11 protein-coding genes and 1 pseudogene are annotated in these 24,704 nt (G+C 52.8%); 4 read left to right on the forward strand and 8 right to left on the reverse strand.

The window, feature by feature from the left end; genetic code table 11:
• Nucleotides 1–21: 21 nt before the first annotated feature.
• Nucleotides 22–1,318 (reverse strand): annotated as a pseudogene (gene preA / locus O3276_RS11600) (NAD-dependent dihydropyrimidine dehydrogenase subunit PreA).
• Nucleotides 1,318–2,670: an NAD(P)-dependent oxidoreductase gene (locus O3276_RS11605; protein WP_269675760.1), complete on the reverse strand. Its 1,353-nt coding sequence runs from the start codon at nucleotides 2,668–2,670 to the stop codon at nucleotides 1,318–1,320. Before O3276_RS11605 ends, preA begins: the two are co-directional and overlap by 1 nt.
• A 137-nt stretch (nucleotides 2,671–2,807) precedes the next feature.
• On the opposite strand from O3276_RS11605, the gene O3276_RS11610 reads away from it, so the two are divergent.
• Nucleotides 2,808–3,416, forward strand: a complete 609-nt coding sequence (locus O3276_RS11610) for a trimeric intracellular cation channel family protein (protein WP_269675761.1) — start codon at nucleotides 2,808–2,810, stop codon at nucleotides 3,414–3,416.
• Between the two features lie 126 nt (nucleotides 3,417–3,542).
• Here O3276_RS11610 and O3276_RS11615 read toward each other — a convergent pair whose 3' ends face one another.
• Together O3276_RS11615 and queG are read right to left on the reverse strand one after the other, a co-directional pair.
• Entirely contained in the window at nucleotides 3,543–4,292 is a 750-nt protein-coding gene (locus O3276_RS11615) for a gamma-glutamylcyclotransferase family protein (RefSeq protein WP_269675762.1), read from the reverse strand.
• Between the two features lie 177 nt (nucleotides 4,293–4,469).
• Complete coding sequence (queG, locus tag O3276_RS11620) at nucleotides 4,470–5,519, reverse strand: tRNA epoxyqueuosine(34) reductase QueG (RefSeq protein WP_269675972.1); 1,050 nt, start codon at nucleotides 5,517–5,519, stop codon at nucleotides 4,470–4,472.
• A 167-nt stretch (nucleotides 5,520–5,686) separates the two neighbouring features.
• On the opposite strand from queG, the gene O3276_RS11625 reads away from it, so the two are divergent.
• Genes O3276_RS11625 through O3276_RS11635 form a run of 3 tightly spaced genes read left to right on the forward strand, consistent with a single transcriptional unit; the run spans nucleotide 5,687 to nucleotide 9,226 of the window.
• The gene (locus O3276_RS11625) at nucleotides 5,687–7,279 is read left to right on the forward strand and encodes an NAD(P)H-hydrate dehydratase (protein ID WP_269675763.1); all 1,593 of its coding nucleotides are present in this window, start codon (nucleotides 5,687–5,689) and stop codon (nucleotides 7,277–7,279) included.
• Entirely contained in the window at nucleotides 7,263–7,760 is a 498-nt protein-coding gene (tsaE, locus tag O3276_RS11630) for a tRNA (adenosine(37)-N6)-threonylcarbamoyltransferase complex ATPase subunit type 1 TsaE (protein WP_269675764.1), read from the forward strand. Before O3276_RS11625 ends, tsaE begins: the two co-directional genes overlap by 17 nt.
• Entirely contained in the window at nucleotides 7,757–9,226 is a 1,470-nt protein-coding gene (locus O3276_RS11635; protein WP_269675765.1) for an N-acetylmuramoyl-L-alanine amidase, read from the forward strand. The genes tsaE and O3276_RS11635 overlap by 4 nt, the downstream gene beginning before the upstream one ends.
• Nucleotides 9,227–9,317: 91 nt before the next feature.
• Here O3276_RS11635 and O3276_RS11640 read toward each other — a convergent pair whose 3' ends face one another.
• From O3276_RS11640 to O3276_RS11655, 4 genes are all read right to left on the reverse strand, one after another.
• The gene (locus tag O3276_RS11640) at nucleotides 9,318–11,276 is read right to left on the reverse strand and encodes a WD40 repeat domain-containing protein (RefSeq protein WP_269675766.1); all 1,959 of its coding nucleotides are present in this window, start codon (nucleotides 11,274–11,276) and stop codon (nucleotides 9,318–9,320) included.
• A gap of 344 nt (nucleotides 11,277–11,620) precedes the next feature.
• Nucleotides 11,621–17,761 (reverse strand): AAA family ATPase, encoded by a 6,141-nt coding sequence (locus tag O3276_RS11645; protein WP_269675767.1) that lies wholly within the window; start codon nucleotides 17,759–17,761, stop codon nucleotides 11,621–11,623.
• A 408-nt stretch (nucleotides 17,762–18,169) separates the two neighbouring features.
• A complete protein-coding gene (locus O3276_RS11650) occupies nucleotides 18,170–23,884 on the reverse strand; it encodes an AAA family ATPase (RefSeq protein ID WP_269675768.1) in 5,715 nt (1,904 codons plus the stop codon).
• A gap of 146 nt (nucleotides 23,885–24,030) precedes the next feature.
• Complete coding sequence (locus O3276_RS11655; RefSeq protein ID WP_269675769.1) at nucleotides 24,031–24,663, reverse strand: hypothetical protein; 633 nt, start codon at nucleotides 24,661–24,663, stop codon at nucleotides 24,031–24,033.
• Between the last annotated feature and the right edge of the window lie 41 nt (nucleotides 24,664–24,704).

The raw sequence follows: 24,704 nt of genomic DNA on the forward strand, positions 1-24,704 counted from the left end.
ACATACTCCGGCACTGAAAAATCAGGTTTGCTCCGTCGATAGGTTACCTTCCTGACTCTGGTTATTCGGATGCTCCGTCCAGTTCAGGTAAGGTTTGCCGGTTTGCTGTCTGACCATGGTAATACAGTTATCCACCGGACAGGTGATCTGGCAGAGGTTGCACCCCACGCAGGCTTCCTCAATCACCTCATATCGGTGCCGGGTTGACTGTTTGACCGGGGTCATGGCGATGGCCTGGTGGGCAGCATCTTCACAGGCGGCATAGCATCGGCCGCATTGGATACAGCTGTCCTGATCAATGTGGGCAATGGTCTTGTAATTCAGGTCCAGGTATTGCCAGTCGGTCAGATTGGGGGACGGCAGCGCCTTGAAAGCTGTCCAGGGTCGGATAGTGTTTGCGGTCCATCCACCGGGACAGGCCATCAATCATGTCCTGTACAATTTTGAAACCGTTCAGCATGGCGGCGGTACAAACCTGAACGGTGCCCGCCCCTAACGCCATAAATTCGGCTGCGTCCCGCCAGGTACTGATACCGCCAATGGCTGAGATGGGCAGTCCGGCGGTGTCCGGGCTGCGGGCAATCTGCCCGACCATATTCAGGGCGATGGGTTTCACCGCTTCGCCACAATAACCACCACTGGTGAACTGATCGTTGACGGCGTGATATCCCACCATCCGGTCCAGATCAATACCGGTAATGGAGTTGATGGTATTGATCAGCGAGACGGCATCGGCACCACCGGCCTGAGCCGCTTCAGCAGCCACCACGATATTGGTGATATTGGGGGTGAGTTTAACGACAACGGGCAGGTTGCTGTGTTGCTTGCACCAGCGGGTAACCATTTCAATATAGTCCGGCACCTGACCGACCGCTGAGCCCATCCCCCGTTCCGACATGCCGTGGGGACAGCCAAAATTCAATTCAACACCATCACAGCCGGTCTCCTCTACCTGGCGAAGGATGGCCTGCCAGCTTTCTTCTTTGCAGGGTACCATCAGCGAGACCAGCAGTGCCCGGTCTGGCCAGTCTTTTTTGGTTTGGCGTATCTCGTCCAGATTCACCTGCAGCGGGCGGTCGGTGATCAGTTCGATATTGTTAAACCCGATCACGTCACCACGGGTATTCCTGTGGCAGGAATAACGGGAACAGACATTGACCGGTGCCGGGTCTTCACCCAGGGTTTTCCAGACTGCACCGCCCCAGCCAGCCTCAAATGCCCGATAGACATTGTAGGCTTTGTCCGTCGGTGGCGCAGAAGCCAGCCAGAACGGGTTGGGGGAGCGAATACCGAGGAAATTACTGGTTAAATCAGCCATTATCTTTTCCTCCCTTGCAGGTATTGATCAATGGCCCGGGCCGCCCGTTTTCCATGCTCAACCGCATGGACGGTCAGGTCTTCACCTTTATCAATGCAGTCACCACCGGCCCAGACGTTAATCAGTGACGTACGAAAGTGGTCGTCCGTTACTATGCGGTTGCCTTTTATCACCGGGCTGTCACTGGTATTGGCAAATGCATCCACCAGCAAATGCTGGCCAATGGCTTTGTAGAGTGTGTCTACCGGCAAGGTAGTCAGCTCACCGGTGCCCTGTAATTGGCCGCTGGTATCGAGCACGGTTTTTTCCAGCTGGATGGCGGTGATGCAGCCATCTTCCGTCTGCAGGGCTGAAGGCTGTACCCAGGTGAGGATGCGAACACCATTATCCCGGGCAAACGCCTGTTCATGACCGGTGGCTGACATCTGTTCAGGGCCACGACGGTAGGCAATGGTGACATCCTCTGCGCCCAGCCGTTTGCATTGGCAGGCAATATCAATGGCGGTGTTGCCCCCGCCAATAACCACTATACGTCGGCCAACAGGCAATTGGCTCAGATCATGGCACTGACGAAGGGAGGATATGGCCGGGAGAGCATCCTCAACGCCTTCTGCTGCTTCACCCGGAAGGCCTAAGAAGTGGCAACCGCCCAACCCGAGCCCGAGAAACACTGCATCAAACTCTGCTCGCAATTGATCCAGGCTGAGATTCTGACCAAGCCGACAGCCATACTCCGGACAAATACCACCAATTTCCAAAATGAAGTCCACTTCCTGGCGGGCATAGCTATCCACCAGTTTGTAGTAGGCAATGCCGAACTCATTCAGGCCTCCGGGCTTCTCCCGGGCATCAAACAGGGTAATGGTGTGACCTTGTCTGGCCAAGGCATGTGCACAGGACAGTCCTGCCGGGCCGGCACCCACAACGGCGATGGTTTTTCCTGTTTCCGGCAGGCGGGTAAATGGATGGTCAGCTGACTGGCGGTTATCGATGGCATAACGCTGCAGCAGGCCGATTTTCACCGGCAGGCACTCTGGCTCATGATTTCTGACGCAGGCCTGCTCGCAGAGAACCTCGGTTGGGCAGACCCGGGCACAGCTTCCTCCCAGAATATTGGCATCCAGAATGGCCTGTGCGGCACCGTCGATATTGTCAGTGGCGATACGATGGATAAAAGAGGGAATATTGATACCGGTAGGACAGGCCGGGATACAGGGTGCCGCTTCGCAGTAAAGGCATCGGCTGGCTTCAATATGAGCCTGGTAATCACTGAGGGGAGGCTTGATGTCGGCAAAGTTGCGGCGGTACTCTTCTGCTGGCAGCCTGCCACGGTAAATATCGGGTTTATTCATGGCGGTTTCCTCATCAAGAGTAAGAAGACTAGCAGCCAGACGGTATTCGGAAAGAATGCCGGTATATGACTATATCTGGCCGTGGAAGACGAATTTATAATCTATAATCCAATGACCTTTTCTCCGTAGGTTCGTTAATGCTGCTCTATATTCTCGACCTTTTTGGTACTGTGGTTTTTGCGATCAGTGGTGTCTGGCTGGCCTGCCGTAAAGACATGGACCTGTTTGGTGCAATGGTACTCGCCTTCGTTACTGCCGTTGGGGGCGGAACTATTCGAGACGTTTTGCTCTCCTCTACGCCCGTATTCTGGATACAGGATACGCTCTACCTGCTGGTTATTCTGGCTACGACGCTGTTTGCCATTCTGGTTCGCCAGTGGCATGAGCGCAGCAAGTGGATTCTTCAGGTCTCTGATGCCCTGGGGCTGGCGGTCTTTGTGGTCATCGGCGTGACCAAGTCGTTGTCATTTGGTGTGGAGCCAATGGTCGCGGTGATGATGGGGGTATTGACTGGCTGTGGTGGTGGTGCCATCCGGGATATGCTGGCCGGCGAGATTCCCATGGTATTGAGACAGGAGATCTATGCATCCGCAGCCATGGCGGGAGGCGCAGTGTTCATATTGCTGGAGCCATTGCTTCAAAACATAAACCACACGTCAATTATTGCGGCTGCTGTTGTCCTTATTCTAAGGCTGATGGCGGTGTATAAGGGATTGTCTCTGCCGAGATTTGGTTTGCCTGTGTAGGAATGGTCCTGAAATAACTTCCTACAGACGCTACCCGCTACCCGCAGCCCGATTCCCGCAAAAGCGTAAGCAGTTACGGCTTTTTCGGGAAGCGGGCGGCGGGTAACGTGCGGCGACCCTCAGCTATCAAAACCCCCAATATTTCCTGACGATTTCAAGATAATTGGGCCAGTCATTTTCCAGATACCCCTTCAGAAAATCCACCCTTTGCTCTGCTTTGTTCAGCAATTTTTTCGGGTGTCTTATGTAGGTGGGCTGGTCTTCATCCTGAAAAGCGTCATACTCTTCAAGGCCCAGCGTTTGGTGACAGTCCATGATGAACTGGCCATTGAGATTGTTGGTCTGGTCCACTTCAACACAGCCGGAACGGACAATATTCAGGTAGGACATGGCGATTTTCTTTTCCGTATCTTCCGGGCCAACGTAAAACTCGGGTTTGGGAAGGTAGGCATAAATCTCCGCGTCATTATCGGTTCCGAAAACCTTATTCCGGTGATCCTCCCGATAAAATGATACTTTGTCTTTGGCTATTTTTACCCGATTGTAAGACCCTTCCCGCAGGTCAAACGCTGGCAGGTCTTTGATTTTCACACCAAAGAGTAAGCCATTAACGGAATCGCCTGGGGACACTTCGATGTTCAGTGCTCTCTGTGACGCTTTTGCTATCCAGAGATTCCACTTTCTGGCCATGTCATGAACCTTCACCGGCAGGTACTCGGCACCTTCGGCGTCTGCTGCGGTAGCGGTGCGGGCCAGCGTAGACATCAGGCTGCCGTAGCCAAATATCCAGACTGTGTCATTGTCAGCTGCCAGGGTCAGATTACTGGTCATCAGGGATAACAGTAGCGTAAAAAAAACAGGTTTAGTCGATTTCATGGATATCATCTGCCTTGTTAGTTGTTGTTCTAAGGGACTTTTTCCTGATTCAAATCACAAAAAAGTCGCTATGATTACTGTCCCAAGGTTAGTGGATTGGCGGGACAGATCACTAACAACCCCGTTAGATTCAGTAACGGACAATGGCAGTCTTGCTTCACCTGTGGACAACCTGCATCAGCACTGCACATCGTGTTGCTTGAGAGCCCAGGTGACATGCTCCTGAACCAGCTCTGATGGATAATCCAGACGACTTTTCAGAGCGGCAATAATGGCGTCACTGCCCGGAGCATTGCCCAGTGCCACAGCGATATTACGCAACCAGCTTTCATAACCTGCCCTGCGGATAGGCGAGCCAGCGGTTCGTTCCAGAAACTGTTCTTCACTCCAGTGGAAAAGATCCACCAGATCACTGTCATCCAGATGGTGACGAGGTTGAAAGTCCGGCTCCCGGGTTGGCCTGGCAAAACGGTTCCAGGGGCAGGCCAGCTGGCAGTCATCACAGCCATAGATACGATTGCCCATCAGAGGGCGCAGATCTTCAGGAATGGGACCCTTGTTTTCGATGGTCAGGTAAGAGATACAGCGGCGGGCATCCACCTTGTAGGGAGCCACAATGGCCCGGGTTGGGCACTTGTCCATACAGGAGGTACAGCGTCCGCAGTGATTATTTTCGTAAGGCTTATCCACAGGCAGCGGGAGGTTGGTGAACAACTCACCAAGAAAGAAAAAGGAGCCAGCCTGACGGTTCAGTATCAGTGAATGCTTGCCCACCCAGCCCAGTCCGGCCTGTTGTGCCAATGGGCGCTCCATCACTGGCGCACTGTCCACAAAGGCGCGATAGCCATGATCGCCAACGGCAGCTTCAATCTGCCTGCCCAGCTGGGTGAGCCGTTTACGGATCAACTTATGGTAGTCCCGGCCCAGGGCATAGCGGGAGACATAGGCTTTTTCCGGTTCGTTGAGCAGTTTCACGGTTTCGGTATCCGCTGGCAGGTAATCCATACGGGCAGAAATCACCCTTAATGCGCCAGGATGCAGTTGCTCCGGATGTGCCCTCAGCTCGCCGTGCTGGGCCATATAAGCCATATCGCCGTGATACCCTTTCGCCAGCCAGGCTGCCAGATGCTTAAGATCATCTTCCGGTATTTTGGCTTCGGTAATACCGATTTCCTGAAAGCCAAGCTCTCTGGCCCAAGTGCGAATTTTTCCAACGAGTTTTTCCATGGCCGGTGCTGGCGATGAGTCCGTCAATGTGGTTAAAGTGGGTGGTGAAGATAACGGTTCAGGCACTGAATTGGGTTAACTCTTTTGGCATAGATTGTTTGGAATAAATTGTTTGGCACAGTTTGAATGCAAAATACAATCTCTATTGTATCATCGCGGGCACGCTTATGAATAAGAGCTTACCAGAGTCTCTCTACACTGCCGATCAGGTTCGACAACTGGATCATGTGGCCATCCACCAGCACGGCATCCCGGGTTTTGAGCTGATGACCAGGGCGGCCAGCACCGTGCTGTCCACGATTGTCCACTACTGGCCAGAAGCCGGCACCCTGCTGGTGTTGTGTGGGGCAGGCAACAACGGTGGCGATGGCTATATGGTCGCCAAACTGGCCAAAGAGCAGGGGCTGAGGGTTTCGGTACTGGCGGTGAAAAATCCAGCGGAGCTTAACGGCGACGCCCTCACCGCCTGGCAGGCCTGCACTGATGCTGGCGTGGTGATTCGACCTTACGACAGCACCCAGTCCCTGTGCGCGGATGTAGTTGTGGATGCCATGCTCGGTACCGGGCTTCGTGGTGAGGTGCGGGGCGACTATCAGGATGCCATCAAACGCCTGAATCATCTTGAACGTCCGGTGTGTGCTGTGGATATCCCGTCCGGCCTTTGCGCTGATACCGGAGTTCCGCTGGGAGTGGCGGTCAAGGCCAGGGTTACCGTCTCTTTTATTGGCCTGAAGCAGGGGCTGATGACAGGGCTGGGACCAGAATACTGTGGCGAGCTGGTCTTTAATGACCTGGGCGTGCCTGAACCGGTCTATCAAACCGTTCCTGCTGACTGTCGACGAATTACTCCGGAGCAGTTTCGTGGTTGGCTGTCACCGAGAAGCCGTGCCGCCCATAAAGGTGATTTTGGGCATGTGCTGCTTATCGGTGGTAACCACGGAATGCCGGGGGCGATCATGATGGCCGCTGAGTCTACCCTCTATTGCGGTGCTGGCCGTGTGACGGTGGCTACCCGCAAGCGACACCTTGCGGCGCTGGCTGTTCGCTGCCCTGAGGTGATGGGGGTATCGGTAAAGCACGGGTCCGGCCTGGGTGCTCTGGCAGAAGGAAAGAGTGTCATGGTTATTGGCCCGGGTTTGGGCCGGGATGACTGGGGGCTGCAGCTGCTCAAGGATGCCCTGGCGGCAGAGTGCCCGGTGGTACTGGATGCTGATGCCCTGAACCTGTTATCGGATCATCCACAATTGCTAAATGGACGAAAGTCCCCGATTATTTTCACCCCTCATCCTGGTGAGCTGGCGCGTTTATCGGGTTTGGATATTCCAACGATTCAGAACAATCGATTTGCAGCGCTGGTAGACAGTCATCGACAATTAACGGCTCTTACTGGCGAGGGTGCAGCGCACCGGCAGCCAGAGATTGCCCTGCTACTGAAAGGGGCGGGAACGCTGCTGTTTGATGGCCAGAACACCGCGCTGTGCTCTGAGGGCAACCCGGGCATGGCGGTGGCCGGTATGGGGGATGTGCTCAGTGGCGTTATTGGCGCACTGCTGGCCCAGGGGCTGACACCTTTCAGGGCGGCCCAAATGGCGGCTTGGCTGCATGCTTCTGCTGCCGATGAGGTGGTTGCCGGTCAGGGTGAAACCGGCTTAAGGGCAACGGAGTTGATTCCGGTTATTCGACAACGATTGAATTTTATTATTGATAAGCCAGACATTGGTAACTGGCCGTGTGGAAAAGCTTATGCAAGGCAGATATGAACTGCTGATAGAAAATGAAGACGCTATGGTGGCGCTGGGGGGGCATCTGGCAGAAGCCCTGGGTGACCGGGGCATTGTTTTTCTGCATGGTGATCTTGGTGCGGGTAAAACCACGTTCTGCCGGGGTGTCCTTCGGCATCTTGGCCATCAGGGCGCAGTAAAAAGCCCGACCTATACACTGGTGGAGCCTTACGAGGTCAATAACCATAAGGTTTACCACTTTGATCTTTATCGCCTTGCCGACCCTGAGGAGTTGGAATTTATTGGTGGTCGGGATTATTTCAGCGAAGCGGCGCTGTGTCTGGTTGAGTGGCCAACCCGTGGACAGGGGGAGCTGCCAGAGGCTGATCTGGACATTACCTTTGCCTATCATTCGTTTGACCAGAGTGAGTTGCCCGGCAGGAAAGCAAGGATTGTCGCAGTGACTGATAAAGGGAAGCGTGCGCTGAAAACCATAAGAGCACTTCAGGGGGGCGGATGAGTCAGAGAACAGGGATTGTTCGCCGGGTTCTGGCCAGGCTTTTGATAAAACAACGCGCAGCAACACCTACCCGAAAAAGAGCCACCTCTGGCACGGAGGTTGAACCGGTATTTTCCGGTGGCAGGCGTCGTTTTGTCAGGCAGCTGGGTATTCTGGCCGTGGGGCTTGCAGCCCTGAAGGTTCAGGTAGCTGAAGCGGTCTATAAGCTGATTAAAAATGTCAGACTCTGGCGGTCGCCGGATAAAACACGACTGGTGTTCGATGTTTCCGATGCGGTTGAGCACAATAAATTCCACCTGAGCAACCCCAGCCGACTGGTTATTGATGTTGACGGTGCCCGGCTCAGTGGCTCATTCAGTGGCCTGCAGCTGAAAGATACGCCGATTCTAAAGATCCGCCATGGTGCCCGTAATAAAAATGACCTGCGTATCGTTCTGGATCTCAGTGAAAAGGTGTCCAGCGAAAGTTTTCTGCTGAAACCCAATGCGACCTATGGCCACCGCCTGGTGGTTGATCTGTTTGATGATAAGAGCAGAAAACCACAGCCAGTGGTCAGGCAGAAGCCCGCGGGTCATCGGGATATTATCGTGGCAATAGATGCTGGCCACGGCGGTGAAGACCCCGGGGCCATTGCCTACGGCGGTGGTTATGAGAAACAGGTAACCCTGGCGATAGCCAAAGAGCTGGCCACCCTGCTGAGTAAAGAGAAGGGGTTTCGCCCGGTGCTGGTGCGCACGGGTGATTATTATATAGACCTCCGCCGTCGTACCCAGATTGCCCGGGACAACAAAGCCGATCTGTTCATCTCCATCCATGCGGATGGCTTTAAGGATCGTCGCGCCAAAGGGGCGTCGGTTTATGCCCTTTCACGCCGTGGTGCCACATCGGAAACGGCTCGCTGGCTGGCCCAGAAAGAGAACGCATCAGACCAGATTGGCGGAGAAGGCGGTATATCCCTGGGGGATAAGGATGATGTTCTGGCCGGCGTTCTGCTGGACCTGTCCATGACCTCAACGCTGTCGTCCAGCCTGGAAGTGGGCAATAAAGTTCTGGCCAATATGGGTGGGATTAACCGCTTGCATAAAAAACAGGTGGAACAGGCCGGCTTTGTGGTGCTGAAGTCTCCGGATATTCCATCCATCCTGATAGAGACCGGGTTTATCACCAACCCTGAAGAGGCCAGAAAACTAAAGAGCCGCAGTCACCAGAAGGCGATGGCGAAAGCTATTTTCAATGGTACGAAAAGCTGGTTCTACAAAAAGCCACCACCGGACACACTGGTTGCCAAATGGAAACAGGAGGGCACCCTTAACACCCGGCCATCACGGTATGTGATTAAACCCGGGGATACGCTGTCAGAGATTGCCAATCGGTTTGAAATCAGCATGAATGACCTGAGGCGTGCTAACCGGCTATCCAGTGCCAATACTATTCGTGTGGGGCAGGTGCTGCAGATTCCTGATTAAGCCGTGGTGTAATACCGATGATGTTTTTCAGGCATAAAAAAACAGAGAGCTGCGTGCAAAAAAGCCAGCGCAGCCCTTTGGCACTGACTGCTTATACTTGTTTCTCCGGTTTGATCTGCCAGATGCTGGCGCTTTTGTCACCACAGGTCAACAGCATTCGTCCCGAGGGGCTGAAACTGCCTGAAGAGAATGTGGTACCGTGGTTTCTTTTTGCCTTTTGGCTCCAATTGCCATCACAGTCGTAGCCGAAGATTTTAAAGTCTCCGTCCTGTTCCTCGTCGCCAGCCAATATCTGGAGCATTGTGTGACTGTGGACAGGTTCATCGGTCAATGGGTCACAGACAGCGTTGTCCACAACGCCTCTCTCGGTCCATGAGCCGTTATTATCACACCCCCAAAAGATAATGGTATTCAGAGAAAAAAAACCACCACCGCCGTAAAGCCGGAGCAACTGCTCCGAAGCGCTGAATATGGCTTTATTGACTTTGAAACCGTTGTTGACCGATGCAGGACGGTTAATCCTGGTTTTGGCAAACGAATTACCCTCGCTGTCAAAACTCCAGAGCCTGGCTATGAGCCCATCACGGCCACCATGAGTGGTCAGAACATAGCGTCCTGATGGGCTGATGCTTGCCTCATCAATTTTCTCTTCTGAATGGATTTTTTTAAATTGGCAACGGCCTTCGTTGCTAACATGCACGACATGAACATCATTACCCTCCCTGATCATAATACAGTTGGATGCCGGGTCATCGCTGAAACAGGCTTGCCGCGAAAAATAATAAGTATTTTTGTGTGAAATTGCCCATTGGCCCGAACGCTTGTAGTTCAGGATTTGGACAACGCCATTATCAGAATTGTGAGTCAGGAAGATGTCTTCTGATGCACTGAATTGCGTAGCCGTAAGTGACGGCTGATCAGTAATTTCTTTCTTTTGAACACAGCGGCCCTGGTCATTCACACTCCATAGTCTGATTTTATGGTCTATGGTGTGGATCATCAGATGCCGTGCTGAGTTACTGAATTTGACATCATAAATTGTCATGTTGAGGGATTCCAACTCTTGCCACTTGTCGTCTACAGGGCCAATGATTGTCAGTGTGTTTTCATCTGAACCCACCGTTTTGGTGAGGATAACAGCACAATTTCCAGTCGGACTGAAGGTAGTATTCACGTCCATGTCGCTGGTCGGATATGAATATTGGCATCTGACCTGGCCGTTGTAGTCAATGCTCAGAATATCAGCACCACGTTTGGAAGTGATCAGTAGATCATTACCGGAAGGACTGAATTGAAAAGACAAATTCTCAAACCCATTGTTCATGTATCCCGGTATCCAGCCTCTATCGCCATGGCGAACGCAGATCATCAATGCATCAAGGCCGTTATGGTCACTGCTGGTGATGGCCAGTGCCCGCTCTATGGGGGAAAATTGAACATTCTTAATCCTGCCGATATTGTGGGTCTCAAACTGTTCCAGCCAGTTGGTCCCACCGTCAAAGCTCCAGACTTTGCACAACCCTTCTGCTGCTGCCATCGCATAGTGCCCGGAAGTGCTGAAGATGGCGGTGTTATCTGGTTTGACCCCCAGTACAACGTCCTCCCGCCAGTCACCATTGTCATCACAACTCCAGCCGCGGACTACATGGAAGTCCTGGAACAGGACATGGCGTTCCGAGGGGCTGAACATCGCTTTTATGTTCTGACCATCAAAAAAATGAGCAACCCCTTTTCGCTCAAGTTTAAACTCACGGCATTCAATCATCTGACGTATCTCCTCAGAGAATACCGCTTGGTGAGTGATGAGTGGATCGTGCCTGGTTTCAGCTTTATCAGGTCTGGTATAGAGATATTTAAAAGGCCAGTTTTCCTTAATGTCACGGGAGGTGACTGCCGACAGATGGATCTGCCCACACTCTTTTTGCAACTCCTGAATTTCACCACAGCTCAGATGAGTAGAGATATCACCGAGTTTGTTCAAAGGTATCCCGGAAAAATGCAATAAATGAGCGGAGGTTTCAGAGTTAGCCTTATCGGTACTTGGACTCATTACACTGTCATGAGTCAACGTTGGTCTTTTAGTAGATTGCTCGTTAGTAAAACAAGGATTCATTTTAAATCTCGTTAAATTTCCGGAGAGAAGGAAGTTTATTTAAACAGTTATTCCTGCTCAGATTGTGAACTGAAAAAAGGAAACGATAATGGTGCTATTTCTTAATTCCTTTTCTCAGGGTAAACATTTCGGAGTGTGGTCGAGCAGGTGACCCTGACTGTGCATTCACTACTTTATACATGCCCTTTTCCCTTATTCTTTAGTTTATCGTCATCAATTCTTAATCACGCTGACAGTACTTCAAGGCGAAAGTGTAGAAAGCGTAGAAGGCTGAATTGCCATTAATATCTGCTTAAAATGGTTGCATCATGTTCATTGATCAAGCGTTTTATGGTTCCCAGCGAATCCTTACAATCCAGGGCAATACCCGGAGTAAAAATCCCACTGCCGATCAGGTTGAAATTTTGCCCTGCCGCACTTTCAAAGATGGTTACCCGGTCGCGGAAATTGCCAACGATCAAGACCCGGAATCTTTTCAGGTCTTCACATATTACCGGGGTATATATGTCAGCAGAGCGTTTATCGCCGATCAGACGAATTAACTGCCGGTTATTTTCTTCATCATCGGTGTGATCATTCAGGGAAGTCATGATCTGGGGCTTAGGGAGTTCCTCAATAAAGGCTGCGCCGGTCAGTTTATTGGTGCTTTGCCGGAGAGTGTCCCACGCCCTGTCGATCAAATACTGGGCGGCCACTATCAGGGTATTGGTTTCCTGGTAATAGGTTGATTTTTCCTGGAAACAGGGCTGACCACGGATCAGTCGGGCAATATCCGGTTTACCCCGTGAGGCATGACTCCAATAAACTTCGGTAGCCGCCACCTTTGGCAATTGTTCCAGGGAGCACAGCAGGGGAAAATTGCCGATGTCCGGACTGTCGCGGACATTTTTCAGAAAGACTTTATCGATGGACTCAACCTGGAACAGGCGCTGGCTTATTCGTTGAGCCATGCCATTATGATCAAAATTGAACCGGATAATGGTCTGCAGGCTTTGAACAGGCAGGACGGGAAAGTCATTCGGGCTTTGCAAATACAGTTGCCAGGCAAACTCCGACCACTCACAGAAAGGATGATTCAGGGGAGACTTATAGTGGTTTGACCAGATGAGCATATAGTGGCTCCAGTCGATAATGGCTTTTTTTTCCGGGGGGGCCAGGGTGGAAAAATGGTCAATGGCATGTCGGGCCGCCAACAAATACTGTTCCGGTACCCAATAGCGGGCAATCTCAAATGCATAGATAATGTCATCCAATTCGTCATCTGACGATACTTGCTTAGATCGTCTTGATGATAAATCCCTGCAGAGGGGGATAGGGCGAAAATTTTTCCGGAACGTTTCCAGAAAGATGTTCTGGAAATGTTTTATAGCCTCTTGGGGTAATTCAGAATGAGTACACTTGTGTTGCTCGAGCAGAGAAACGGCCAGTGACAATATTCCGCTCCAGCCATCAGCGGCTCCGTCCTGAGCGTAAGTCGAATTGACGGGTTCCACTGGCGCTGATTTGAAAATATTGTGCCATTCCGGCTCTGATGAATAACTGTAAGTGGAGCTGCCAGCGCCCCCTAAATCACAAAGTCGCCACCCATTGCAGGATCTGACCTCAACGAAAGCATGTGAGTCCGATTGTACTATTCGGGCCTCAATACCCCAGTAAAGACAGAGTAATTGAAACAGAAACCCACGATGGCGGCAGGTTCCCTGTTGTTCCTGCAACAATTGCTTGACCAGGCTGATGCCGGTTTCGTCAAAAGGACGACCGTAAGAAAATGCCCTGAACCAATTGACAAGGGCCAGTAGCCGTTCGGACAGATTCTCTATCTGCCCTATTTCCCGCAACTTCCGGTACCCCGGAGCCGGGTATTCGCTGAACACCTCCTGATCCAGATGTACTTTGATCAGGGGCGGGCAACGCTGGGGCTGTGTGTTGATGGGATCATCAGCCGTTAACGGCTGAAAATAAGTCAGGTCGGGCTTAATAATAAAATCTACGGTCACTGGTTCCGTGAGTCCGGAACGAAGAAAGTACTGGTCGGTGTGCGTATCCCGTGCCAGCTGCGTCTGTGTCGGAATGGATCTCAAACCGGTCAACCGGTCGTTGGGGGTCAGTGATGGCAATGGTTGCCAATTGCAGCCCGGTTCCAGTGTCATGCGCCCGGGGGTTTCGCCGGTTTTCAGATCGGTTCGCCCGGTTAACACGGACAAAAGATTGCGCTGCTCCACAGGGTTTATAGGCAACAGGATTTTAACTAACTGCTTATCAGTGGTCACATCGGCTGTGCACAGCTCCAGTCGATACAGATCGGGATTCCATTTACCGGGAAAACACCGGGTTACCTGAAAGTTTTTGGATACACCAGGGGGCGGCCAACCCAGGCTGAAACTCTCCGGTGAATGAGTGTTCGGACCTCTGGAAGATCCCTTTCCAAGAGTATAAGGCCACTGAAAGCGGTATTTACAGTCCTTCATATAGGGCCACCACTCCAGTAATAGATGTTTAGTCCACTGGTCTATGGCGATTTTGCCCAATCGATCAGCCGCCCGGAGCAGCTGCGGCAGCGTCAGTTCAAGGGGCATGCGTCGCTGTCGGAAATGATTATTGAGGGCACTGGCGCAATCGGTCAGCCACCGACTCAGATCCTCAGATACCCCCATGGCTTGCAGCCTGAGCCGGTAGTCATCCCGGGTATCATGGTGGATATGAACGCCGGTAAATCGACTGGTCAATGATGGCGGGAATGCCGTCCGTCCGGGATAGGTGGGCGGATTAACGGTACCAATCAATTTGAACCCATCCTTGTGAGGCAGCGGCAGGCGGTCATTGAGAAACTCTTCCAGTAGCCCGGAAGGAATGATATTGAGCTCACTGACCACTAATACCTCACCCAGACGCCAGGCGCGGTTAAAGGCCTGCACAAACTGGTTAAACTGGTCCGGTGTCCCATTGAGATGCTGAAAGCCTTTACCGGTTTGCTGTTGCCAGGTGGTCAGGGTCAGCAGTAACAGGGCATCCTTACCCCACCCGGCAGTCCCTTCCACCACCATGGCAACTCTTCCCGGTTCCCTGAGTTGCAGAAATTGCCAGCAGGTTTTTATGTACTCTCTGGTGGCCGGAGTATCGATGACCAGTGGCGTCGATTGCTTTTTGTTCACCTGTGCCAACTGTCCGAAAAACTGTGTGAAGGCCCGCTGGTGCTGGTCCAGTAATGAACGGTCTACCTTACCGGAACTGTGCCGGTAATCCCTGAGCGCTTGCCATTCGGGGCGTTGGTCCCGATCGATCCGCCCCCCCAGACTTTGCCCGCACGCTTCGTCAGCCAGAGCCAACACCTGGGCCTGGCTGGTGGGACAGGGTGCATCCGCCGTGATCAGCCGGAACCGGGCCATGATGTCTTTCAGGTCCCTTGGCGTCAGCTCATAGTCTGTGGATACCTGTTTTCTGTACTCTGCCAACAGGGAGAGGATGGTATCCGAAGTGGTGGACCTCAGCTCCATGGGCCAGGTATCCGGCAGAAGTGGCTCAATGATGGCTTGTTGCAGAATGGACTCCGGCAGCGGCCGGTAATACAGGCGCAGAATCCGGCGTTGCAATTCAGGGTCAAGATTCCGCCCCGGATAATTTTCCGGATTACCGGTCAACAAAACCCGGTGGTTATCTGTTAACTCGAAGGTCTGGCCATTGACGCATAGCCGGGGAGGCGATTGCAGCAAACCGGTCAGTGGTGACAATAGTCCGGGCTGCACCAGGTTGGCTTCATTAATAACCAGCAGGCCCGGGCGTTTTCTCCTGGCCCAATCCGTTATCTGCCCGGGTACCAAATGAGAGACCGTATTGCCCTGCCGGTCTCGTTTCAGGGAGACCGAACCGTACAGGTCTTCCCAGGTGGTGTTCGGTCCCAGGGTCAGGGTTTTCACTCTGTGCTGGTCAGGCTGTGGGCCAGCGGCAAGCCGGTTCATTGATGCCTGCCGCCGTTCCTGTAACGCTTGCCCGGTGGCGACGGCCAGGCAGGATTTACCGGTACCCGCCGGGCCATTGAGTTCAATGATCCTGTGCTGTCTGAGCATGGTCGTGAGCTGTTCAAGCCGCTTGCCCTGTTGCTGCTGATGATGACAGCTGGCCTGCAGCCAATCTGAGGCCAGTGTCTGCAAGGAGGTTGTTAGCAGCGGTTCCGGGAAGACGTGCTGAAGCGGCTGTTGCAGCTGCTCCAGTGGCGCAGACGGATGGCATTGGCTAATGGCGGTCAGTTGCTGGTTCAAGTCCCGGGCTTGCCGATGCACCGGGATACTCTGGCTGCCACAGACCCGCAGGGCATCGTACAGCAGACGCAGCCGTTGGCCGGAACAGGGATGGATATTGTCGTTCAGTACCGGCAAAAGATCAGCCTCAATGCCCTGTTGAGGGAATATTGAGTGGATAATGGCGGCCATCTTCGCGGTGCAGCACAGAGAAGGTTTGCCGAAAGTAGCGGGCAAATACTCGCCCAGTGCCGGTGCCATATAACGGGCCAATGGCCAGAAATGATCTGCCAGATCCTTTGGGTGCTCCAGGGCAGGCAGGGTGTTCAGGATGGCAGCAATGCCATCACGATCAACCTCTTCCATGGAATCCGGAAATATCCCACTGATCTGAGCTTTGACAAAACTGTAAATGGTTGTATTACCCCGCACCGGATGGGCCAGTATCTTATTCAGGGCCTTACGCCAGTGGAAGGGCTCCAGAGTCCCGGCGCGATCCAGCCGCTGTTCAATGGGGAGCTGAGCCTCCAGCAGTTTCAGAAACTCAGCCGGTGCCTGAACCGGAATGACCGGATAACTTTTATCCGGGCTCTGGGGCAATGTCCGAATGCGCGACCAAAGACTGCATAATGGCCCGATTGCATCGGGATGGCGGGACGAAAGGTATTTTGGGGCGGCCATAATGGATTCTGCCAAAATGGACTCAGCTTTACCGAGCTCAGCTATTTCAGGCTCAACACTTTCACCCCCAACACTGTCAGCCTCTACACTGCCTGCTGAGCGATCACTCCGGGCATCCTGCTGCTGTTGCCAGCGCTGAAACCATGGACCCTGGTCAGGCAGTCGGTCAGTGGGCCAGACTATATGCAGCTGGCAGTTGGGCAGGGCTTTTTTCTGGCCGTAAATCCAGAGATAGGGCTCAGGTGCCAGTAGTGACTCCAGATGCCCTGCCAGGGTCGGGGTATGTTCCAGCCCGGACAGCACCACTGGTTTACCCTTAAGGAGTTGTGTCAATAACGGGGTTTCTCTCAGCTGGAAACTCAACTTGCCTGACATTTTCAGCTTGCTGGTAAACCAGAGCTCCTCCCATTGCTGACCGGTGGCCAGTCGATAACAATGTGCAGCAACATTATTGGCAACACTGCCGGCATACAGCCTGACAACGCTATTACCTGAAGGCTCTGGCAAAGTGCCTGTCACCAATCCGGGGGCGACGGGCAGAAATTCCGTCCGATGTTTCAGGATCAGCCATTGTTCATCGGTCAGCTCACCGCTGATCAACAGCTGGTCAAATTCGCTGGCCATCTTATGAAAGGTATCGATCTTTTGCAGGGTGTTTTCCTGTGCGGACAGATCACTGAAGACCGCGTCGAAATTGTGGGTATTGATAACCCCGCAGGTTTTACCGGGTAACACCGGTGTGTTGTTGATTGCTTGTTTGAATGCCGTAATATTTGCTGTCGGGGTGTGATATTGCTGCAAGACCAGCGACGCTGGCAGCTCCACCCGTTCACCATTAGCGATGAAGTAGCCTTGCTCAAAAATATCAGACAAATGTTGCCAGAATGGGCTTTTGGCATCCGGCGGGTCCACCAGGCAGATGGTCACAGGTTCTGGCTGGCTGCTGATCACTCCGTTGCGAAAATACTGTTCTCCATGACTGTTGATGGCCAGGTTGCCAAACAGGCTGGCAAAGACATCCTGACCCGCACAGTGAATCAGCAAACTCCCCGGCTCTGGCGGCTCCGTGAGCTGGCTTACCGACCGGGATGGCACAACGGCCCGGGGGTTAGTGGCTCTGACGGTTTCAAAATCGGTTCTCCTCAAGGCAAATACCCGACGCCAGAAATCCGGTCCGGGAGCGTCAGGCTGGTATATTAAATCGTCCTTAACCAGAACAATCCGGCTGACTGCCTTGCTGATGGGGGGGCCATCCAGCCGGGGTGGATTCTCCAACAGCTCATTCAATGAGGCCAGCTGTCTGGGCCTGAGATTGTCACAATCGAAAACCAGGGTGATGGGCACTGACTGATAGATAAGCCCGGGACGCTCGATTTTTTGTCCGGGAGCGGGATAATAGTGCAGCCTTCTTAACGGGTGATGATCCAGGTCGTTCGGATGCCGGATAATAAAAAAAAACCCGGTGCCTGTCGTTTCCCGAAAGAGACGGATCAACTCCTCCTTCATTTCATTCCCACGAAAGGAATCGCAAAAATAAAATTTATCACCAATCGGTGATACCGATTGCTTCAGGTGGCTGATGCAATCTGTGATGGTCGTGACGTTACGGATTGGGCTGGAATGCGCACTATCTGCTGATGCCTGTTGGACTAAATATGACTGCTCATTTTTGACGGACAAAACCCCGGTTTCTGGCGTTTTTTTAGGGATTTTACTGGGCTGTGAAGGATCGCCTGTAGAACTTGCCAACCTTTTTTGAGCGGTTACAACAGAATGATCACTTGGCTGAATAGGAAGCATGAAAATAGTACTTTTCTGATAGTAATTGCGGCCGGTCAGTCAAGTTAGATGATGTAAACCGGCAAAAGTTCCTCCCTGCAATGCCGCGCCTGATCATAGGAATAACTTGATACGCTAATTCCCGCTTAAAATAGTTGCATCATGTTCATTGAGCAGGCGTTTTATGGTTCCCAGCGACTCCCGGCAATCCAGGGCAATACCCGGAGAAAAAATCCCACTGCCGATCAGGTTGAAGTTTTGCCCTGCCGGACTTTCAAAGATGACTCCCCGGTTTTCACGGAAGTTGCCAACGATCAAGACCCGGAATCTTTGCAGGTCGTTACATATCACCGGGGTATATATTTCAGCAGAGCGTTGATCGCCGATCAGGCGATTTAACTGCCGGTTAATTTCTGCATCATCGATGTGATCCTCTAAAATTTTGTTGGTCTGGGGCTCAGGGAGTTCCTCAAGAAAGGCGGCACCGGTCAGTTTATTGGTGCTTTGCCGGAGGGTCTCCCACGCCCTGTCGATCAAAAACTGGGCGGCCAATATCAGGGTATTGGTTTCCTGGTAGGAGGTTGATTTTTCCGGGAAACAGGGCTCACCACGGATCAGTCGGGCAATATCCGGTTTGCCCCGGGAGGCATGACTCCAATAAACCTCGGTAGCCGCCACCTGTGGCAATTGTTCCCAGGGGGGCAGCAACGAAAAATTGCGAACCCCCAGACTGTTGCAGACATTTTTCAGATAAATTTTATTGATGGACTCAACCCGAAACAGGCGCTGGCTGATTCGTTGAGCCATGCCATTATGATCAAAATTGAACCGGATAATGGTCTGCAGGCTTTGCACAGGCAGGACGGGAAAATCATTCGGGCTTTGCAAATACAGTTGCCAGGCAAACTCCGACCACTGACAGAAAAGATGCTTTTTGGGAGACTGATAGTCGATTGACCAGATGAGCATACAGAGGCTCCAGTCGATAATGGCTTTTTTTTCCGGTGGAGCCAGGGTGGAAAAATGGTCAATGGCATGTCGGGCCGCCTGTAAATATTGTGTCGGCACCCAATGGTAGGCAATCAGGAATGCATTGATATTACCTTCGCAATCTGGCGATATTGGGTAAGTTCGATCTGATAATAATCCCCTGTCCATGGGGATGGGGCGGAAATTTTTCCGGAACGTTTCCAGAACGGTGTCCTCGATTTGTTTTATCGCCTCTTGGGGTAATTCAGATCTAACACACTTCCATTGCTGGAGCAGAGAAGTGGCCAGTGACAATATCCTGTTCCAGCCATCAGCGGCTCCGTCCTGTCCGCAAGATGAATTGACTGGCTGCACTGGGGCTGACTGGTAAAGATTGTGCCATGTCGGCTCTGATGAGTAACTGATACTGGAGCTGCCAGCGCCCCATAAATCACAAAGTCGCCACCCATTGCGGGATCTGACCTCAACGAAAGCATGTGATTTCGATTTTACTATTCGGGCTTCAATACCCCAGTAAAGACAGAGTAATTGAAACAGAAACGCACGGTGGCGGCAGCTTCCCTGCTGCTCCTGCAACAATTGCTTGACCAGACTGATGCCGGTTTCGTCAAAAGTACGATCGTAAGAAAAAGCTCTGAACCAATCGACCAGCGCCAGCAGACGTCCAGCCAGATTTCTTATCAGCCCTATTTCCCGCAACTTCCGGTATCCCGGAAAGTGAACAGGATCCCCGCTGAACACCTCCTGATCCAGATGTACTTTGATCAGGGGAGGGCATCGCCAGGGCTGAGTGTTGATGGGATCATCAGCCGTTAACGGCTGAAAGTAAGTCCGGTCGGGTTTAATAATAAAATCTACCGTCTCCGGTTCCGTGAGTTCGGAACGCAGATAGTATTGGCCTGTGTGCCTATCCTGTGCCAGCCTGGTCTGTTGCGGAATGGATCTCAGACCGGTCAACCGGTCGTTGGGAGTCAGCGATGGCAATCGTTGCCAATTGCGGCCCGGTTCAAGTGTCATGCGCCCGGGGGTTTCATCGGTTTTCAGATCGGTTCGCCCGGTTAACAGGGACAAAAGATTACTCTGATCCACGAGGTGTCCTGGCAACAGGCCGATAACTAAATTCTGATCAGTGGTCACATCGGCTGTGAGCAGTTTTAGTCGATACAGCTTGGCATGCCATTTAACGGGAAAAAACCGGGTAACCTGAAATTTTCTGGACGCACCCGGGGGCCTGCCCAAACTGAAAGCCTTCGGTGATTTTTTGGCCGAACCTCTGGAAGATCCCTTTTCTGATGACTGTACAAGAATATAGGGCCACTTAAATGCCCTTGAACTTTTTTCCAGATAGGGTTCCCACTCCCAGCTCAGACCATCAGGCCACCAACCCATGGGGATTCTGCCCAATCGATCGGCCGCCTGCAGCAGCTGCGGCAACGTCAGTTCAAGGGGAATGCGTTGCTGTCGGAAATCATCGTTAAGGGCACTGGCGCAATCGGTCAGCCACCGACTCAGTTCCTCTGATACCCCCATGGCTTGCAGCCTGAGCCGGTAGTCATCCCGGGTATCATGGTGGATATGAACGCCGGTAAATCGACTGGTCAATGATGGCGGGAATGCCGTCCGTCCGGGATAGGTGGGTGGATTAACGGTACCAATCAATTTGAACCCGGCCTTGTGCGGCAGCGGCAGGCGGTCATTAAGAAACTCTTCCAACTCCCCGGAAGGAATGATATTTAGCTCACTGACCACTAATACCTCACCCAGACGCCAGGCACGGTTAAAGGCCTGCACAAACTGGTTAAACTGGTCCGGTGTCCCATTGAGATGCTGAAAGCCTTTACCGGTTTGCTGTTGCCAGGTGGTCAGGGTCAGCAGTAACAGGGCATCCTTACCCCACCCGGCAGTCCCTTCCACCACCATGGCAACTCTTCCCGGTTCCCTGAGTTGCAGAAATTGCCAGCAGGTTTTTATGTACTCTCTGGTGGCCGGAGTATCGATGACCAGTGGCGTCGATTGCTTTTTGTTCACCTGTACCAACTGTCCGAAAAACTGTGTGAAGGCCCGCTGGTGCTGCTCCAGTAATGAACTTTCCACCTTACCGGAACTGTGCCAGTAATCCCTGAGCGATTGCCATTCGGGGCGTTGGTCCCGATCGATCCGCCCCCCCAGACTTTGCCCGCACGCTTCGTCAGCCAGTGCCAACACCTGGGCCTGGCTGGTGGGACAGGGTGCATCCGCCGTGATCAGCCGGAACCGGGCCATGATGTCTTTCAGGTCCCTTGGCGTCAGCTCATAGTCTGTGGATACCTGTTTTCTGTACTTTGCCAGCAGGGAGAGGATGGTGTTGGAAGTGGTGGACCTCAGCTCCATGGGCCAGGTATCCGGCAGAAGTGGCTCAATGATGGCTTGTTGCAGAATGGACTCCGGCAGCGGCCGGTAATAGAGGCGCAGAATCCGGCGTTGCAATTCAGGGTCAAGATTCCGCCCCGGATAATTTTCCGGATTACCGGTCAACAAAACCCGGTGGTTATCTGTTAGCTCGTAGGTCTGGCCATTGACGCAGAGCCGGGGAGACGATTGCAGCAAACCGGTCAGTGGTGACAATAGTCCGTGCTGCACCAGGTTGGCTTCATTAATAACCAGCAGGCCCGGGCGTCTTCTCCTGGCCCAATCCGTTATCTGGCCGGGTACCAAATGAGAGACCGTATTGCCCTGCCGGTCTCGTTTCAGGGAGACCGAACCGTACAGGTCTTCCCAGGTGGTGTTCGGCCCCAGGGTCAGGGTTTTCACCGTCTGCTGGTCAGGCTGTGGGCCAGCGGCAAGCCGCTTCATTGATGCCTGCCGCCGTTCCTGTAACGCTTGCCCGGTGGCGACGGCCAGGCAGGATTTACCGGTACCCGCCGGGCCATTGAGTTCAATGATCCTGTGCTGTCTGAGCATGGTCGTGAGCTGTTCAAGCCGCTTGCCCTGTTGCTGCTGATGGTGACAGCTGGCCTTCAGCCAATCTGCGGCCAGTGTCTGCAAGGAGGTTGTCAGCAGCGGTTCCGAAAAGGCGCGCTGAAGCGGCTGTTGCAGCTGCTCCAGTGGCTCAGACGGATGGCACTGGCTAATGGCGATCAGTTGCTGGTTCAAGTCCCGGGCTTGCCGATGCACCGGGATACTCTGGCTGCCACAGACCCGCAGGGCATTGTACAGCAGACGCAGGCGATGGCCGGAATAGGGATGGATATTGTCGTCCAGTACCGGCAAAAGATCAGCCTCAATGCCCTGTTGAGGGAATATTGAGTGGATAATGGCGGCCATCTTCGCGGTGCAGCGCAGAGAAGGTTTGCCGAAAGTAGCGGGCAAATACTCGCCCAGTGCCGGTGCCATATAACGGGCCAATGGCCAGAAATGATCTGTCAGATCCTTTGGGTGCTCCAGGGCTGGCAGGGTGTTCAGGATGGCAGCAATGCCATCACGATCAACCTCTGCCATGGAATCCGGAAATATCCCACTGATCTGAGCTTTAACAAAACTGTAAATGGTTACATTACCCCGCACCGGATGGGCCAGTAACTTATTCAGGGCCTTACGCCAGTGAAAGGGCTCCAGAGTCCCGGCGCGATCCAGCCGCTGTTCAATGGGGAGCTGAGCCTCCAGCAGTTTCAGAAACTCAGCCGGTGCCTGAAGCGGAATGACCGGATAACTTTTATCTGGGCTCTGGGGCAATGTCCGGATGCGGGACAAAAGACGGCCTAATGGCCGGATTGCATCGGGATGACGGGACGAAAAGGGTTGGATCAAACCGGGGGCGGCCATAATGGATTCTGCCAAAATGGACTCAGCTTTACCGAGCTCAGCTATTTCAGGCTCAACACTTTCACCCCCAACACTGCCAGCCTCTACACTGCCTGCTGAGCGATCACTCCGGGCATTCTGCTGCTGTTGCCAGCGCTGAAACCACGGACTCTGGTCAGGCAGTCGGTCAGTGGGCCAGACTATATGCAGCTGGCAGTGGGGCAGGGCTTTTTTCTGGCCGTAAATCCATAGATAGGGCTCAGGTACCAGTAGTGACTCCAGATGTCCTGTCAGGGTCGGGGTCTGTTCCAGCCCGGACAGCACCACTGGTTTACCCTTAAGGAGTTGTGTCAATAACGGGGTTTCTCTCAGCTGGAAACTCAACTTGCCTGACATTTTCAGCTTGCTGGTAAACCAGAGCTCCTCCCATTGCTGACCGGTGGCCAGTTGATAACAGTCGGATTGTGCAACAACATTGGCAGCGATATTGGCAACACTGCCGGTATACAGCCTGACAACACTGTCACCGGAGGGTTCTGGCAAAGTGCCTGTCACCAATCCGGGGGCGACGGGCAGAGATTCCGTCCGATATTTCAGGATCAGCCATTGTTCATCGGTCAGCTCACCGCTGATCAGCAGCTGGTCAAATTCGCTGGCCATCTTATGAAAGGTATCGGTCTTTTGCAGGGTGTTTTCCTGTGCGGACAGGTCACTGAAGACCGCGCTGAAATTATGGGTATTGATAACCCCGCAGGTTTTACCGGGTAACACCGGTGTGTTGTTAATTGCTTGTTTGAATGCCGTGATAGTTGCTGTCGGGGTGTGATATTGCTGCAAAACCAGCGACGCTGGCAGCTCTACCCGTTCACCATTGGCAATGAAGTAGCCTTGCTTAAGAATGTCCGACAAATGTTGCCAGAATGGGCTCTTGGCATCCGGCGGGTCCACCAGGCAGATGGTCACAGGTTCAGGCTGGCTGCTGATCACTCCGTTGCGAAAATACTGTTCTCCATTATTGTTGATGGCCAGGTTGCCAAACAGGCTGGCAAAGACATCCTGACCCGCACAGTGAATCAGCAAACTCCCCGGCTCTGGCGGCTCCGTGCGCTGGCTTACTGACCAGGATGGTACAGCGGCCGGGGTGACATTGAAGGTTGCTGAAGAGGATCTGTCCCGGGCAAATACACGACGCCAGAAATCTGGTCCGGGAGCATCAGGCTGATGTATTAAATTGTTTTTGGCCAGAACAACCCGACTGACTGTCGTGCTGATAGGGATGCCATCCAGCCGGGAGGATTCTCCAACAGCTCATTCAATGAGGCCAGCTGTCTGGGCCTGAGGTTGTCACAATCGAAAATCAGGGTGATGGGCACTGACTGATAAATAAGCCCGGGACGCTCGTTTTTTTGTCCGGGAGTTGGATAATAGTACAGCCTTCTTAACGGGTGATGATCCAGGTCGTTCGGATGCCGGATCATAAAAAGAAACCCGGTGTCTGTCGTTTGCCGATAGAAACGGATCAGTTCATCCTTCGCATCACTGGATTCAAAAAAATGAAACGCATCACCAACCGGCAATGCCGATTGCTTCAGGTGACTGATGCAATCTGTGATGGGCGTGACGTTTCGGATTGGGCTGGTATGCGCACTATCTGCTAATGCCTGTTGGACTAAATATGCCTGCTCATTTTTGACGGACAAAACCTCAGTTATGAGCATTTTTTTACGGATTTTACTGAGCTGTGGAGGATCGCCTGTAGAATTTGCCGGCCTTTTTTGTGCTTTTACAACAGGATGATCACCGGGTTGCAGATTGTCATTGTGCACATTAACCACGGCACCGGGCTGAATAGGAAGCATGAAAATAGTACTTTTCTGATGGTAATTGCGGTCAGTCAGCC

The organism is Endozoicomonas sp. GU-1 (assembly GCF_027366395.1).
In the GTDB taxonomy this organism is placed as follows: Bacteria; Pseudomonadota; Gammaproteobacteria; order Pseudomonadales; family Endozoicomonadaceae; genus Endozoicomonas.